At 57.4% G+C, this 13,942-nt stretch carries 17 protein-coding genes and 1 pseudogene; 6 read left to right on the forward strand and 12 right to left on the reverse strand.

Annotated features, from left to right (window positions below; translation table 11 throughout):
- Positions 1–20: 20 nt before the first annotated feature.
- The 3 genes from QMX98_RS03470 to QMX98_RS03480 all read left to right on the forward strand — a co-directional run bounded on the left by QMX98_RS03470 (position 21) and on the right by QMX98_RS03480 (position 2,374).
- Positions 21–380, forward strand: coding sequence for a histone-like nucleoid-structuring protein, MvaT/MvaU family (locus QMX98_RS03470; RefSeq protein ID WP_011600730.1), 360 nt, complete (start codon positions 21–23; stop codon positions 378–380).
- A gap of 144 nt (positions 381–524) precedes the next feature.
- Entirely contained in the window at positions 525–1,010 is a 486-nt protein-coding gene (locus tag QMX98_RS03475) for a hypothetical protein (RefSeq protein ID WP_011600731.1), read from the forward strand.
- Positions 1,011–1,075: 65 nt separating this feature from the next.
- Positions 1,076–2,374 carry a hypothetical protein gene (locus tag QMX98_RS03480; protein ID WP_011600732.1) on the forward strand — a complete coding sequence of 433 codons (1,299 nt, stop codon included), beginning with the start codon at positions 1,076–1,078 and terminating at the stop codon, positions 2,372–2,374.
- 101 nt (positions 2,375–2,475) lie between these two features.
- On the opposite strand, the gene QMX98_RS03485 is transcribed toward QMX98_RS03480, so the two are convergent.
- The 12 genes from QMX98_RS03485 to QMX98_RS03540 form a co-directional block, all read right to left on the reverse strand.
- Entirely contained in the window at positions 2,476–3,735 is a 1,260-nt protein-coding gene (locus tag QMX98_RS03485; RefSeq protein ID WP_084342292.1) for an integrase arm-type DNA-binding domain-containing protein, read from the reverse strand.
- On the reverse strand, positions 3,732–4,139 hold the full coding sequence (locus QMX98_RS03490) for a hypothetical protein (protein ID WP_208218927.1): 408 nt from the start codon (positions 4,137–4,139) through the stop codon (positions 3,732–3,734). Before QMX98_RS03490 ends, QMX98_RS03485 begins: the two co-directional genes overlap by 4 nt.
- 365 nt (positions 4,140–4,504) lie before the next feature.
- Positions 4,505–5,191: a GNAT family N-acetyltransferase gene (locus tag QMX98_RS03495; RefSeq protein WP_102685585.1), complete on the reverse strand. Its 687-nt coding sequence runs from the start codon at positions 5,189–5,191 to the stop codon at positions 4,505–4,507.
- Positions 5,192–5,216: 25 nt separating this feature from the next.
- Entirely contained in the window at positions 5,217–5,606 is a 390-nt protein-coding gene (locus QMX98_RS03500) for a hypothetical protein (protein ID WP_102685586.1), read from the reverse strand.
- A 123-nt stretch (positions 5,607–5,729) separates the two neighbouring features.
- Positions 5,730–7,463 (reverse strand): DUF4942 domain-containing protein, encoded by a 1,734-nt coding sequence (locus QMX98_RS03505; RefSeq protein ID WP_169884892.1) that lies wholly within the window; start codon positions 7,461–7,463, stop codon positions 5,730–5,732.
- Positions 7,464–7,521: 58 nt separating this feature from the next.
- The gene (locus QMX98_RS03510; protein ID WP_099169456.1) at positions 7,522–7,872 is read right to left on the reverse strand and encodes a hypothetical protein; all 351 of its coding nucleotides are present in this window, start codon (positions 7,870–7,872) and stop codon (positions 7,522–7,524) included.
- A gap of 12 nt (positions 7,873–7,884) precedes the next feature.
- A complete protein-coding gene (locus tag QMX98_RS03515) occupies positions 7,885–8,160 on the reverse strand; it encodes an RNA-binding protein (protein WP_099169457.1) in 276 nt (91 codons plus the stop codon).
- A 14-nt stretch (positions 8,161–8,174) separates the two neighbouring features.
- Positions 8,175–8,459 carry a hypothetical protein gene (locus QMX98_RS03520; protein ID WP_099169458.1) on the reverse strand — a complete coding sequence of 95 codons (285 nt, stop codon included), beginning with the start codon at positions 8,457–8,459 and terminating at the stop codon, positions 8,175–8,177.
- Between the two features lie 13 nt (positions 8,460–8,472).
- Positions 8,473–8,712 carry a hypothetical protein gene (locus tag QMX98_RS03525; RefSeq protein WP_033045051.1) on the reverse strand — a complete coding sequence of 80 codons (240 nt, stop codon included), beginning with the start codon at positions 8,710–8,712 and terminating at the stop codon, positions 8,473–8,475.
- A gap of 53 nt (positions 8,713–8,765) precedes the next feature.
- A complete protein-coding gene (locus tag QMX98_RS03530) occupies positions 8,766–9,266 on the reverse strand; it encodes a hypothetical protein (protein WP_099169459.1) in 501 nt (166 codons plus the stop codon).
- A 310-nt stretch (positions 9,267–9,576) separates the two neighbouring features.
- Complete coding sequence (locus QMX98_RS03535) at positions 9,577–10,866, reverse strand: ISL3-like element ISPst9 family transposase (RefSeq protein ID WP_033939138.1); 1,290 nt, start codon at positions 10,864–10,866, stop codon at positions 9,577–9,579.
- A gap of 50 nt (positions 10,867–10,916) precedes the next feature.
- Entirely contained in the window at positions 10,917–11,537 is a 621-nt protein-coding gene (locus tag QMX98_RS03540) for a LysE family translocator (protein WP_014819627.1), read from the reverse strand.
- Positions 11,538–12,041: 504 nt separating this feature from the next.
- On the opposite strand from QMX98_RS03540, the pseudogene QMX98_RS03545 reads away from it, so the two are divergent.
- From QMX98_RS03545 to trbK-alt, 3 genes and pseudogenes are all read left to right on the forward strand, one after another.
- Positions 12,042–12,902: pseudogene (locus tag QMX98_RS03545) on the forward strand (conjugal transfer protein TrbE); the annotation flags it as partial.
- Positions 12,880–13,659 (forward strand): P-type conjugative transfer protein TrbJ, encoded by a 780-nt coding sequence (gene trbJ / locus QMX98_RS03550; RefSeq protein WP_099170561.1) that lies wholly within the window; start codon positions 12,880–12,882, stop codon positions 13,657–13,659. The pseudogene QMX98_RS03545 and the gene trbJ, both read left to right, overlap by 23 nt.
- Before the next feature lie 6 nt (positions 13,660–13,665).
- A complete protein-coding gene (gene trbK-alt, locus QMX98_RS03555) occupies positions 13,666–13,941 on the forward strand; it encodes a putative entry exclusion protein TrbK-alt (RefSeq protein ID WP_025825443.1) in 276 nt (91 codons plus the stop codon).
- Position 13,942 lies beyond the last annotated feature (1 nt).

Genomic DNA, 13,942 nt, shown 5'->3' on the forward strand with positions numbered 1-13,942 from the left:
ACCAAAACCAAGGAGACAAGATGTCCCTCATCACCGAGTACCGAGCCACAGAGGAAGCCATCAAGGAGCTTCAGGACCGCCTGGAGAAGCTGAGCGGAAATGAAGCCCTTTTGAAAGAGATGGAGTTCGAGGAAAAGCTGCGGGCCTTGATGTCTGAGTATGGCAAGAGCCTGCGTGACATCATCGCGATTCTTGACCCGGACTATCGAAAGCAGATTACCCATCAGCCTGGCAAACCTCGTGCGCAACGAGCAGTCAAGATCTACCGCAACCCCAACACGGGTGAGCTCGTTGAGACCAAGGGCGGCAACCACAAGACGCTCAAGGAGTGGAAGCAAGAGCATGGCGCTGATGTAGTCGAGACATGGCGAACCCAGTGAGTTTGCGCTTCCGCTGATCTTCCAGAATAAAAGGCCGGTGATCCCGGCCTTTTTTGTGAGCTCGGTTTGGCCACCGGGAGCTTGGGTTTTTTCAATTGAATGAGAACTTGAAATGGAGGTAAATAACTATCAACGGAGGATCAAATGGATAGCACTGAAAACGTCGATGAACGCCTGTTGGCCGCGGTTATGGATGAAGCGCAAACAGACTTCAGCATAGCCAGTATTGCAGTTGAGAAGATCCGTCAGGGAGCTGAAAGCATCGCCGCCGGCATGCACGGTCGCAACCATGTGAAGGCGTCTTTCGAGCATTATGACGGTACACCGATGTCGCCTGAAGAAGCCCTGGCTCACCAGTGTGTCCATGCGGCAAGTATCGGAAAATCCCTCGGCCAGGAATTTCTTCTGAAGGCACCTGCTCCCCTCCTGGAGCAATTTTCCGCCGTGGCAGGGAACCGTAACGTTGCGGACAGTGGGGCAATGCTCGCCGGTCTGCTGCATGGGTTCATGATTGCATTCGCCACGAGGGAGACGGAGGAGCGAGCGCTGAAAGCGATGCTGGAGGTGGCCCGGATCTGTGACGAGGCCAACAATATTCGAGGCACCTCTTTCGGCCAAGCCAGCGAATGAATTGTTGCTCGGCGAGTGACTGGTCGCCGTTTATGCCCATTGAGGCACTGGAAAGGAAATGAGTCATGTCTAACGACAAAAACGTTAAAACTGAACGGCCGCGGATGCTGGTCGTGGACGAGTACAGCAACTTTTTCGGGGGCCTGAATGACACGCTGAAGGAAGAATTGCGAAACGTGTCTGGCGTCCCGAATGCAACCTACCTGGTCAATGACGGGAAGGTATTCGTCTTCGACAAGCTGGTGCACCTGGTGAAAGAGCGCCAGAAGGAGCAGCCGCATGCACAGCTGCAAGAGATGGCCCGCAGCTTAACGGTCGAAGAACTGGCTCTCAGCTTGATTGCCGAAGCAACTGTTTCTGCCAAGGAAGCCGTCGAGGCCTGGGGAGTAGTGCCGGTTCCCTACCAAACGGAAACTCTTGCGGCGATGGACACAGCCACCCTTGAATCTCGGGCGACTGGCCGCTTAATCCTGCACCGCCCCTTCAATGCTCGACTGCCGGGGGATTTCCAGGAGGAGGGCGACGTGAAAGCCGCGTTCGCCAACCTCCTGGTGGGTGGTGTTCTCCCTGGTAGTGGTGACTTCACCTATCGCGGGCAGCCGATGACGCTGCGCGATCCCCTGGATCTGGCGCTGCTGCCGGCCCGGCCTGAAATCCCCGAAGGGCCGGCGGCTGAAGGCTGGGTCTACACGGCGCTGGGTAACGTCGAGTTCGAGGCGGGCTTTGAGCCAGTCTCGGAGGTGATGTTCAACGCCGTGAAGGAAGCTGAAGCGAAGTGGCGTGGTGATATCGCTCATGCCGCCAAGCATGCTCAAGAACGAGCTGCAGAGGTCTGGGCCCAGGCTGCCGGCCTGCGCCTGGAAACGCTGAACGACCCGACGGAGGAGGTGCCGGAGTACGGGGAGGAAGAATTCCCGCAGCTGCGAGCTCTCTACCCAGAACTGTCCATGCTGTCGGATGGCACCCTCTACTCGTTGTTCGACGTGTTCCAGATGGAGTGCCACTTCATCAACGGGTGGGCGGCGAACCGTGACGACGATTTTCTGTTCTATCTGCTCGGTAAGGTCGCAGACCGCAAGAACGATCACGACACGGCTAAAGAGGTCGGTGAGTGGGTGGCCGACGCCCTGTTGCATGGTGCAACCTTGGATGCTGCCCTGGAGATCGGTCGTAGTGCTGACCGATACAACCAGGCGATCGGCAAGCTCGCGCACCGGATTGCCGATGCCATGCGCTTCCTGGCTGAGGACAAGAAAGCGACCGATCTTCGTGGTCGTACTATCACGACTATGGGGGACACATTCCGGATCGGCAGGAAGTACAACGCCACAGCTATGGTGGTGGAGCAGAAACTTCCATTCTGATCTCACCTATGAAATATAGGAACTGCGAGGGAGGGGGGCACAGTTCAGGCAAAATTGGTTGTTATTCGGGCGCTTCTGGCTGAGCGCCCTCACCTCGGTGGTCAAGCGGCCGGCTGCACCTTGGCCAGGTCCGACCCAGCATCAGGGGCAAGCTCCGAAACCAGATCCGATACCTCACCTTTCACCTGGGGAGCGTTGGCGACAAGAAAGTCCCCCCAATCCTTCATCAGGGCGCGACGCTTATCTAGCAAGTCACCTCGGTTATATGCTGCTTCAACCTTACTGTTGAGGGTATGCGCGAGAGCCATTTCGCAAACCTCTCGCTGGTGATCGGTTTCTTCCGCGGCCCACGTCCGAAAAGTAGATCTGAACCCATGCGGTACGACGCCATCGACCTGGAGCTGATCGAGCACCCTTGCCATGGCATTGCCGGGAATAGGGCCTGTTCGCCAGGAGTTGAGAAATATCCATTTGTCATGCTTTCCGACCTGCTGCCGTAGCACCTCGAGCATTTGCTCGGTAAGGGGTACCCGGTGAGCCTTGCCCGCTTTCATGCGTTCTGCTGGGATGTACCAGATTTTCTCCTCCCAATCTATTTCCGGCCACTGGGCCCCGCTCACCTCTTGGTTACGGGTCGCAGTCAGAATTGCGAATTCAGCAGCACGAGCTGCTGCCCCATCCAGGGAATCGAGCCTGGCCAACAGCTCGGCAGTGCGTAAAGGTGTCGGAGACGGGAAGGGGACTACCGTATGCGATTGCTTGGGCAAGAGCTTGTCGAGATGACCACGCCACCGTGCGGGGTTTTCACCTTGCCGAAGCTTCAGTGCCTTCGCTGCATCGAGCACGAGCTCTATGCGATTCCGGACGCGGTTCGCCGTGACGGGGATCTTGCTCCAGATCGGCGTCAGCACATCCAGGATATCGTCCGTGTCGACCTCGGCTATCCGAAATCCGCCTATGACAGGGTAGACATGCTTCGTGAGTGAATTCTGCCATTGCTGGTGATGCTTCTTAGACCAACTCGACGAATGCGTGCGTATGTACCTTTCCGCCGAAGACCGAAACGTGTGGCTCGTTGTAGTTCGTGAGGCTTTGGCGGCTTTGGCCTTCGCACGCTCAGCGGCTGGATCGACGCCACGGGCGATATCGAGCCGGTACTTGTCAGCCTCCAGCCGTGCGTCTCTGAGGCTCAAGGCAGGGAATGTCCCCAGGGCCAGATCGTGCCGCTGCTTCGCCAGCATATAGCGAAAGACCCAACTTTTTCGCAGGGTAGCTGACACACGAAGAATCAACCCTCGGCCGTCCTGGTAGGAGCCGGGCTGGTCGACATCCTTGACGAACTTAGGGGTCAGTTTGCTCATGAGGTGCCCTCGGTCACCGGGCCATTCTTTTCATCCACCGGCACGTCATCCTGAAAAGCGAGAGAAATGTTCTCCGTTGGGACAAGGTGAAGGCAAGCAAGCTCGTACCCCGCATCTGAAACGAGGTGTAAACCGGAGCGATCAACGGCGAGAACGGAAATCGCTCCAGGCTCGTCATCAAGCGCTTCACCAAGCCAGTTACTGAGTGCCTCTTCTACTGCCAGCATCGACCCAAAGAAATAGACCATTTCCTTGGCTTCACCGAGTAGTTCGGAGCGAGGTCCAATCTGCGGCCGTAAACCGTCACGGAAGATGGACTCAAGATTACGGGTTGGCGTGACGTGGTAAATCTCACCAGAAATCGGCTCGCTTTGAGCGTGCTCATTCGAAGCATGGTTTTTCACTACGGATTCCTCGCGGCTCGTTTGTTCGCAGGCGCTGATACTGCAATCGCGCCAGATCTCGCCGGAATGTAGGAGGATAAGGTATCCCCATACAAATCGGCTACAGGCCAGAACCTATAAGACGTTTGGAAAATCCCAAATGATATGTCCCACACCATAGCCCACAGTTGCGCTCGAGCTGTTTGACCCTACCAGGAATGAAGAGGACCCAGCCCGGCGAGAGCATGTATGTTTGGAATAGAAGAGGTAGGGGAGGAGGGGGAGGGGGAGGGGCAACCAACCCGGCAGGTGGCCTAAGTTCTCGGCCGGGTCGTTGCCTGACCAACCTATGTAGATGGGTCATGAACCGCTAAGTCCGACCGTGGTCAGTAGCCCGTTTTCGATGCCGCTGTTTTGCGTTTCTCAACGAAAGCCGTGACCTCTTTAGAGATGCGCTTTGTTTCCGCGTCATACTCATCATTGATAGCGACTGCTCGCTTAGGGCCGAGCTCGTTGATCAAGCGTTGTGCTTCCAGCGAAACGGCTCTTTGACTGTTCAAGTAATTGGGGTCTATGACATTCATATTGTACGAGTCGCCAATACGCATAGCGACTTGAGCTCCTTGGGACTCGCACATTACGAATCCGATCTTTTCATACGCTTCTACGAGTGTTGGAAAGCAGCTGAGTGCTATATCGGTGAAGCGTGGTTTCAGGCTGTCAATCATCGCAGTCATGACCCCCTGATTGCGATGTGCTGAATCAACGCAGATATAATTTATTCCACAAGCAGTTGCGGAGTCATTAGCTCGGCTCAGGGTCATGAAACCTATAACTTTTGATGCAACATTTACAGCGATTACTACTTCAGAATTGATCTGAAGGCTAATTGCTGGATCAAGCTGAAGGGCGATATCAGTCAGCATCCAGGCGCGAACTACGCCGAACATGGGGTGATCAGCGCTGATTGGTCGGTTGACCAAATCTAGGCTATAGCGTTCAGCCATCCGCAGTATTTCTTCCTTCTGCGAATGACTAAGTGTTCTAAGGCTTTTGATTGCAACAACTTCCATGATTACTCCTTTGTGCTCGCTTCGATTATCTGCTTTCAACAATATGCCACTGACCGTCCCAGTTTCGGATTTTGCATTTAGCAGTCATCCCACGCCCTGTATGGATGCCTTGAACAACGCCCTCACCAGGCCCCGTGCTGGCAAAGTTCACACGGCCACATTCTTTGAAGGCGACTTGGTTCATGAATCCCCCCCTGCTTTGAACTGCGTCCTTCCCAGCTGCTGTATCGACCGCACGCTGGCCGTTTGTGATGCGAATAGCTTGAATCACCGTCGAGCCGTCTTCTGCTTTGCTGTAGCGCAGAGTGCGCTCGTGCTCGACAGCAGCGGTACCGGCTGCGCCCCCCGAATCTCGCGACGAATCGCAGCCGACCAGCGAGAGGCCAACAAGGGCGTAGATGAACAATTTGCGCATAGATGAAGCTCCAGTGATTTGTCGCATAAGCATGCCAGCGCGGGAGAAATTGCCAACTCAAGTAGGTGCATTTACTGCACCGCGCTATAGCCGTCGCCCGTCTGGGTAAAGCGGGTGTGGTGATTACAGGGGCTTTCTAGTGGCCTTGAGCAGCAGAACGCTGATAGATGTACCGTCGAATGCGTTATCAATCGCCTCGGAGAATTCGAGCTTGAAGCCAGGTAGCAGATCGGCAGCGAGCCTCCGGGCGCTTGTCGGCAGCACTGCCCCAAGTCGTCCGCCGGTTTCAATAAGTGTGCCGGCGTGACGGAGGTGTTCCTGCCAGCGGCCTTCGCTGTATGGCGGATTCATCGCGATCACGCTGAAGGAGGTACCAGGTTTCCAGGCGAGGAAATCCCCCTCGATGACGTTGTGTCCTTTCTCTCTCAGTATTTGGCAATGCAGCGGACTGACCTCGACGCAACGGGTGCGATCCTTGGGCAGCAGATCAGCAATGCCGCCCTGGCCAGCCTGAGGTTCGCATACAGTGTCGAGCAGGCTGATATCCAGCCAGTCCACTAGGCGCTGTGCGAGATTCGGAGGGGTCGGGTAGAACTGATAGCTCTTCTGGTCGGGAATGCTGCCACGTGCGGCAACCTCTGCAACAGCGTCACGCGGGTCATAGTCGAACTGCCAGTAGGTTAGGCGGCCATGCTTGGGGCAGGTGGTCAGAACCCCGCCCAGAGCCGCCATGACGCTGCCCACCTCATCAAGCAGGTGTTTGCTGTCCGCACGCTCGCGCACGGAGATACACAGCGTATTGGGTACGTTAATTTGGTCGTATTCGCGGCGGAAGTTGGTCGTCTTCTCCAGGTAGCAGTATGTCTCAGCGCTGCTGAGCAGCGATGTCACAGCGTTCGATAGGGGGCGCTCGTAAAGTGTCTTGCTGTTGAAGCCAGATGCCTTCGGCTTTGCTGGGCGCTTGCGGAAGCTCTCCGGGATGGCCATCGGGTGCAGGAACGCCAACACGCTATTGAGCCTGTATGCCATGTCCGGATGGACTTCAAGGTGAGCGGTACCCACCTTGTATGCCCTAACGCGAACGCTGCCGCCATCTATCTCAACCCACTCGCCCCGGCTTGCCCGTGCCAGGTGCAGGATGCGAGTGGTAGAAGCACGGCACGGATCATCGCGGCCCATGAACTTGGCTACCACCATGCGTAGATCGTGGATATAGCCCTCACGGTCATGATCGGTCGATCCCCAGTCGTTATAGACGTGGCTCATGATTGCGCGCTTGTAAAAGCCTTCTGGCTGATTGGTCACATGGGTACGCGACAGGGCTCGGAAGATGCCATCAACACGCTCGGCCAAGAATTCAACACGGCGGGAGAGGAGGCTTTGAATCGTTGCACGCAGGTTGTCGAGATTGAACTCTGGCATATCCAGCTCAGGGTTCTCGCCGCGTTTGTAGTTGTGGTCGCGCCAGGCGTTCAGGGTTTTGTGCCATTGGCTACGGCGGGCCTGCGGCATGTGCTCCATAAGGTCAGTTTGATTGAGCGCACGCTGCCAATAGGCTGCGGTCAACTCGTTCAGCGCGCCCTCAAGCTGGAATATTTCGCCGAAGGCGCTGGTATGGCGAATGCTTGCGCTACGACCGTACTGGTCATTGCCATTACCATCGAAGAAATAACCCAGCACACCAGAAACCTTTTCCTGGGTGATGATCCCATGTACCTCAATGACACGGGCCTTCTCGCGCTCGTAATCGCCGGCCAGCAACGTCAGCGCGTCAAACTGAACGGGGGCAAAAAATTGGTCGATGACATCGCCATGAAGGACTGGACTGGAATGACGGTCGTTCTCGAAAAGCTGCATAAGTGAAAACCTCCTTGGTTTCCACCAACTTCTCATTGTCCCGAAAAATCCCAAGCTGTCAGTCGATCACGACTTCTCTCGCTGAATCCCAGTCGCTGGGGGCAGCATCTCCAGTGGCGAAGGCAAATCTCATACCCACGGTCGGCCTGCCTTTCTTCATGAGGTATGCCGCAGCGCCTGCGCACATCGACTCGTGCCCCGAGGGTTCATAGTTCCCCTCATCGTCCCAGTTGCCACCCCGGTTTGAATGCACGGTCTTGTGACACTGGAAAGTCGAGTGATCATCCTCGATCAGGGTAGAAATAATCCCCTCCAAGCGCCCGCGGCTTAGCGGAATGGCTCCCTCCTTCAGGAACGGGCAATTCGCACATGGTTTTTTCAGTCGGAAGTGCTGCTTGATCGGATTCACTGAACCGTTTCCTTAGCGCGATACATCAATGGCGAAAACCTCGACTGGATCTGCCCCAAAGTGCGGATGAACGATCGTCGTCAAGCGATAGCCCTTCCAGGGCAACACAAGTCTTCGTGCGTCATCTGCGCGCTTCGGATAGCCACGTGTCAGCTCTATCTGGTCGAAGCCCTGCCCCTCCAAACGCCGACGCCAATAGGGTGTGGCAGCCCGAAATTCTTCCAGCTTGACGCCAGCCTTGATCGCGTCGAAATACTCGCCTTTGAGCGGCAGCGTCAGGGTTCGCATGGAGCGGGTTCCTTTCAGTTCGTTACGGTTACGGGGTCAGGCGCTGGGTAGGTCACGTTAGTAACCGGCGCAGCGCGGTCGCGCAGTTTCCGCACCGGGCGGCCGTGCGCGGCGTCGGCATAACCCAGGCGGGCGATACGCTGCGCGCGGTAGACCAGGCCGAGCGGGTTGGGCCAGGGCCTGCCGGCTTCGTAGCGCTTGCGGCCGGCCATATAGGGCACGTCAATATGCAGTGAATCGAGGCCCGCCGACTCGGCGCACAGGCGGGCAATGTAGCGGTCTAGCAGGTCGGCACGCATGGCACGAGTTCCCTCAGTAGCGGGCTGGATTGCCTTTGTACTGCCAGCGCTCGATCAGCGCCGCAGTCCATTCAGGCCCCAGGCGGGCCAGTGCTTCGGCGATAGTGTCATTGCTCTGGTTCAGCAGCTCGGCGCTGTTCGCGGCCAGTGCGACATAGAGGTATTCGCCACGACTCAGGGCACCAACACAGTCAAGGTCGCCCTTGGCCACGCGCAGCGCCAATGCGTCGAGGTAATCCAGTTGATCGGCCATTTGGTCATTCTCCTTCTGTGGTTGGGTGTCGCTATCGGTTGGGTTTAGGGTGTCTATTCAGAGCGTTCGCGTTGAATCCAAAGCTGATCCTGACTGAACACGATGTAACTGTCCCGAGCCTCGGGCACTACCTTTCTAAACTGCGCATCTGTCATGTCGTCGAGCCGGCTGAGGTCGCCACTAGCGCTTAGCCGCTCAATCACCTCAGTGGTGAGCCCTTCGTAGCGATTGAGATAGACGATTGCATCCATCCCCGCACGTTTCGCGCTCGCGATAATGGATTTCCAGTTTCCGCCGCGATCTTTGCTTCGGCGAATATTCTTCGCCTTCAGATAGGCCCGGATCACACGAGAACCCTTGCCAGCTCGCATGGAGGCCTGTACTGCGGTACCAAAATGAAGCCCACCGTCTACCGTTTTGGACGGATCGAGGGTGTCGAACTCCTCATTGGTTCGATGTTCCAGCAGCAAAGGAGAACCCGAGGAGTCAACCACCACGGAAGGGCTGAGCCATTTTTTGAAGTCATCCTCAGCCGAATCTAGTCCGCTGCGCATAGGTTTCCTGTTGGAGAGCTACTAAGATCTATGGATTATCCCACTTGCCAGGCACAACCCAAGCACCTGGCCTGAAGCTGGATTGAACGCACTGGCTGCCCGGACAAGCGAAGAGTGAAAATGGGAAAAGATAAAATTCACTGGAGAATCAGCGCGGAGGATGTCCTGGCCGTTCTGGAGTATTACAACGCCGCTAGCCTGAAGGCCCAACAAACGGCGCTTTCTGGCACGGCGACCCAGCTTGAGAAATTGGGGTATGCGGATTTAATGGTTGATGGGGCACCTTCCCCTCACCAACCTGATGCTACCCTCAGATGGTTGATAGATCGACCCCGTAGTTGAGCTCCTCTGCGAGGTCTGGCAGTCCGTAACCGATGGTTTTCTTGTAGAACGGAGAGACCTTCGCAGTCGGGGCCTTCTTCTTGTGCTTCGTGGTGTAGAGCATTCGCGCCCGCATCACCTCAAAGGAATAACCTCGTCCTTCACGGTTCTTGTCCTTGGCCAGTCGGTTGATGGACTCCGTGAAAGCGTTGGTGACAGGTATGTCCGTCTCGAAGTAGGTCATGATCTCTTCGCGCCAGTTGCCCACCGCCCTAAACAGATCGCTCCAGACTTCTTTCTGGCCCTTCGGGATGGTGGATATCCACTCGTCCAGGGCGGCTTCTGCCTGGGGTCGTGTGGTGGCGTCCCAGATGCTGTAGAAGCGCTCCTTGTGCTCGTAGGCAGCCAGCAGTTGCGGGAATGCGCCTGTCCAGGTTTCCATGATCAGCCGCTCCCGGTCTGAGACTTCGTGAGCGCGCTTCAGCAGGATTTTCCGGTCTCCCTTGAGGGTTCGGATCTGGGCTGGTTTCAGCTCTTTCCGGAGCCCCTTGCGCACCTTCTCCAGAGCATCGTTGGCCATGCGCACCACATGGAATTTATCGACCACGATGCGGGCCTGTGGCAGCACCGCCCTGACCGCCGTTCGATATGGATTCCACATGTCCATGCTGACGATATCGATCTTCTGCCGGTCTTTCAGCTTCATCAGGTAGTTAGTCACGACGTCCTGACGGCGAGTGGCCAGCAGATCGAGCAGGGTCTTCTCCTCAATGTTGGTCAGGATGCAGCGGTAGCGCTTGTTCAGGTACAGCTCGTCGATGCCCAGAATGCGAGGCGTTTCGAAGCGGTGCCAGCGGCCTAAGAACGCGGCGCGGGCGTTGAAGATGTCCCGTACCGTCTTCTCGTCCAATCCGGTTTGCTGCGCCACGAAAGTGTAGGGGTGGTTAAAGGACTCCTTCTCTACGTATTCATGTAGCCGCAGTGTCATGCGGAAGCCGTCCACCACCTCCGGTAGCTGGGGCCTGAAGGTAGCCTCGCAGGCCCGACAGATGTACCGGCGGCGGAGCACCCAGAGGGTGACCCGCTTGCCGTGGATGGGCAGATCATGATAGGGAACATCACGCTTGCCGAAACGCACGAACTCACCCTGCACCCCGCATTCCTCGCAAGCAATGGGATCGGGCGCGTCTACCTGGAAGTGCATTTCATCGTCGGTGGCTTTGCAGCCCAGCACCTGGTATGAGGGCAGGTGCAGGATGTTGTCGGGCATTTCGGTCATACGTTATTCTCTTAAGACGACTAGCAACTGGCTAAAGCGTTCTTAAGAACCTAGGCAACACGCGAAGGTTGGCGACTAAGAAGAAGCAGGATGCCGAAAGCAATCATTCCTCCACCTGAGGCGCGTTGAAACCAGTGCAGCTTGTTTGCTGCGAAAGCTGCTGCAAAACGCCCTGCTGACGCATATATCGCTATTGCAACGGCCTCTAGCGCGATAAAAACCGTCCCAAGAGTTGCATAGCTCAGCCAGTAATTCGTTATATCCACGAATTGCGGGAAGAATGCCGCGAAAATGAGGATTGCTTTGGGGTTACTGATGGCGATCAGCGCCTCACTACGGAATGCCTTACGAAGCGAAGGTTTCATTGCATCTGCGTTTAGGTTAGTCGAGCCAGATGTTGTTCTGAGGAGCTTGATGCCCATCCAGACCAGATAGGCGGCACCAACGATCTTGATCACGTTGAAGACCAACGCCGAAGCAGACAAAAGCATCCCTAAACCAAGCGCGCTAGCAGCAATCATGGGCACGAAGACGGCAAGCCGTGCTGTGCTTGCCATAAAGGAAAACCCTACGCCCTTTTGCGCACCGTGTGTCATCGCAACGAGGTTATTGGGGCCGAACGCCAGGTTCAGTGCGAAACATGCCGGGAGGAAAACAAGTAGATCGATCATTAGCTTTGTTGTGACCTCAAGGGAGTAGGTTGGATATGCATGGTCAGTGCACCTCGTTCAAGTAGGGCGTGACATTACGCAACATCCGCTCAATGTAGTCTTCCATCTTGCCGACCGGCGCGACATGGTGCAATGCACCCCGAGCCGCCTCAATACCTTCTAGCCGGGCGATGACCCAACTGGGGAGGTACTGAGCCCGTAGGCTACCACTCTTCGTGGCAATATTGCTTTTGGCGAAGAAAGGCTGGCTGAGCACAACGACACCCGCTTCTTGTACCGGGGCTATTGTCAAGACAGATATGCCTAGTTTTCAAGTGTTCCCTACATATGGCTATAGGGAAGGGGATCTGGAAAGACCGGCACGGTTAGCTATCAACCATTTAGTCCGTTGTGGATTTAGTTTTCCCTTCCGCTTTCTACTTCACATATCAACCATTAAATCCGCATACCCCCGGATTATTGGCCCGCGAAGAGGTGATGATCGACCCGGTGGCGCGCGATCATCTCTGGTCAGCGCTCACCTCGCTTGCCTCGGCCCCGATCGAAGAACGCACGCTGACAGGTCTGTCGGTCCTCCTGCAATCGAACGATCTCAAGCGCGCACTGACCCCTTTCTGCCTCGGCGGACCGTTTGGCCGTCTGCTTGATGCGGAAGACGAAGCACTCGGCAGTGCCGATTTCCAGGCCTTCGAGACCGAGGGGCTGATCGGCTCCGCCGCTGCGCCTGCCGTCCTCGCCTATCTCTTTCACCGCATCGAAGCGCGGCTCGACGGACGCCCGAGCCTCATTATCGTCGATGAAGGCTGGCTTGCCTTGGACGACGCGACCTTCGGATCGCAACTGCGCGAATGGTTGAAGACGCTGCGCAAGAAGAACGCCTCCGTCGTCTTCGCCACCCAATCGCTCGCCGACATCGACGGCTCGGACATCGCGCCCGCCATCGTCGAAAGCTGCCCGACACGCATCTTCCTGCCGAACGAGCGCGCCTTCGAGCCGCAGATCGCCGCGACCTATCGCAATTTCGGGCTCAACGACCGACAGATCGAGATCGTCGCCCGCGCGACGCCCAAACGCGACTATTACTGCCAGTCGCGCCGCGGCAACCGGCTCTTCGCTCTCGGCCTCGGCGAAGTCGCGCTCGCCTTTACCGCGGCCTCTTCCAAAGCCGACCACGCCGCGATCGACGCGATCCTCGACAAACACGGGCGTGACGGTTTTGCCGCCGCCTGGCTCGCCCGGTGCGATCTCGGATGGGCGACCGAACTGCTCGGTCCTTCCGACGCCGTGATCGAAGCCACCCCATCCGCAACCCCAGAAGCCAACGACGACAAGGAGAAGACTGATGTTCACGACCAAGACACGTAAACTGGCAGGGCGCGCCGCCGCAGCCCTGTTGCTGTCGAGCGCGATCGCAATGACCCCGGCGACCGCGCCGCCCGCCCACGCATTCTTCGGCGGCGGGTTCGGCGGGATCGTCTACGATCCGACCAACCATGCCGAGAACCTGCTGACCGCCGCCCGGACGCTGGAGCAGATCAACAACCAGATCGCCCAGCTCCAGAACGAAGCGCAGATGCTGGTCAACCAGGCGCGCAATCTCGCGAGCCTGCCATATTCGTCGCTGTCGCGACTGCAGTCTTCGGTGCAGCAAACCCAGCAGCTCTTGGACGAAGCACAGCGCATCGCCCATGATGTGGCGACGATCGACGAAGCCTTCACCCAGGATTACGGCGCGGCAGCCGCGCGCGGCGATTTCGACGACATGATCGCGGGCGCACAGGATCGCTGGCGCACTTCGGTCGCCGGTTTCGAAGACGCCCTCAAGGTGCAGGCAGGCGTCGTGGGCAACATCGAAACCGCCCGCACCGAAATGCAGGCGCTCGTCGGCCGCAGCCAGGCCGCGACCGGTGCCTTGCAGGCGACCCAAGCCGGTAATCAACTCCTCGCATTGCAAAGCCAGCAGATTTCTGACTTGACGGCGGCCATCGCCGCGCAGAACCGGGCGCAATCGCTCGAAGCCGCGCGTGTCGCAACTGCCGAAGCGCAGGCCCGCGAGAACCTCACGCGCTTCCTCGATTACGGCTCCGGCTACGAGCCGACCACCGTGCGGATGTTCCGGTAAGCCGCGATGAAGCTGACCGCTGAGACCACGCTGAAAGCCATCGCCATCGCCTTGGGCGCCATTGCCGCGCTCATGGCGGCGATGGAACTTCAGCGCGCGTTGGAAGTGGAACGGATGGAGCGCCCCGCCGTGGTCTCGGACGATCCGTTGCGTGAGACCTTGCAACACTGCCGCTCGCTGACCCCGGAAGCCCTTGAAGCCGACACAGAGTGCCAGGCCGCCTGGGAGGAGAACCGCCGCCGCTTCTTCGGCACGTCCACCGACAATTCGGACCCGGAGTAGG

This window comes from Pseudomonas sp. PS02303 (genome assembly GCF_029959925.1).
Lineage (GTDB): Bacteria > Pseudomonadota > Gammaproteobacteria > Pseudomonadales > Pseudomonadaceae > Aquipseudomonas > Aquipseudomonas mandelii.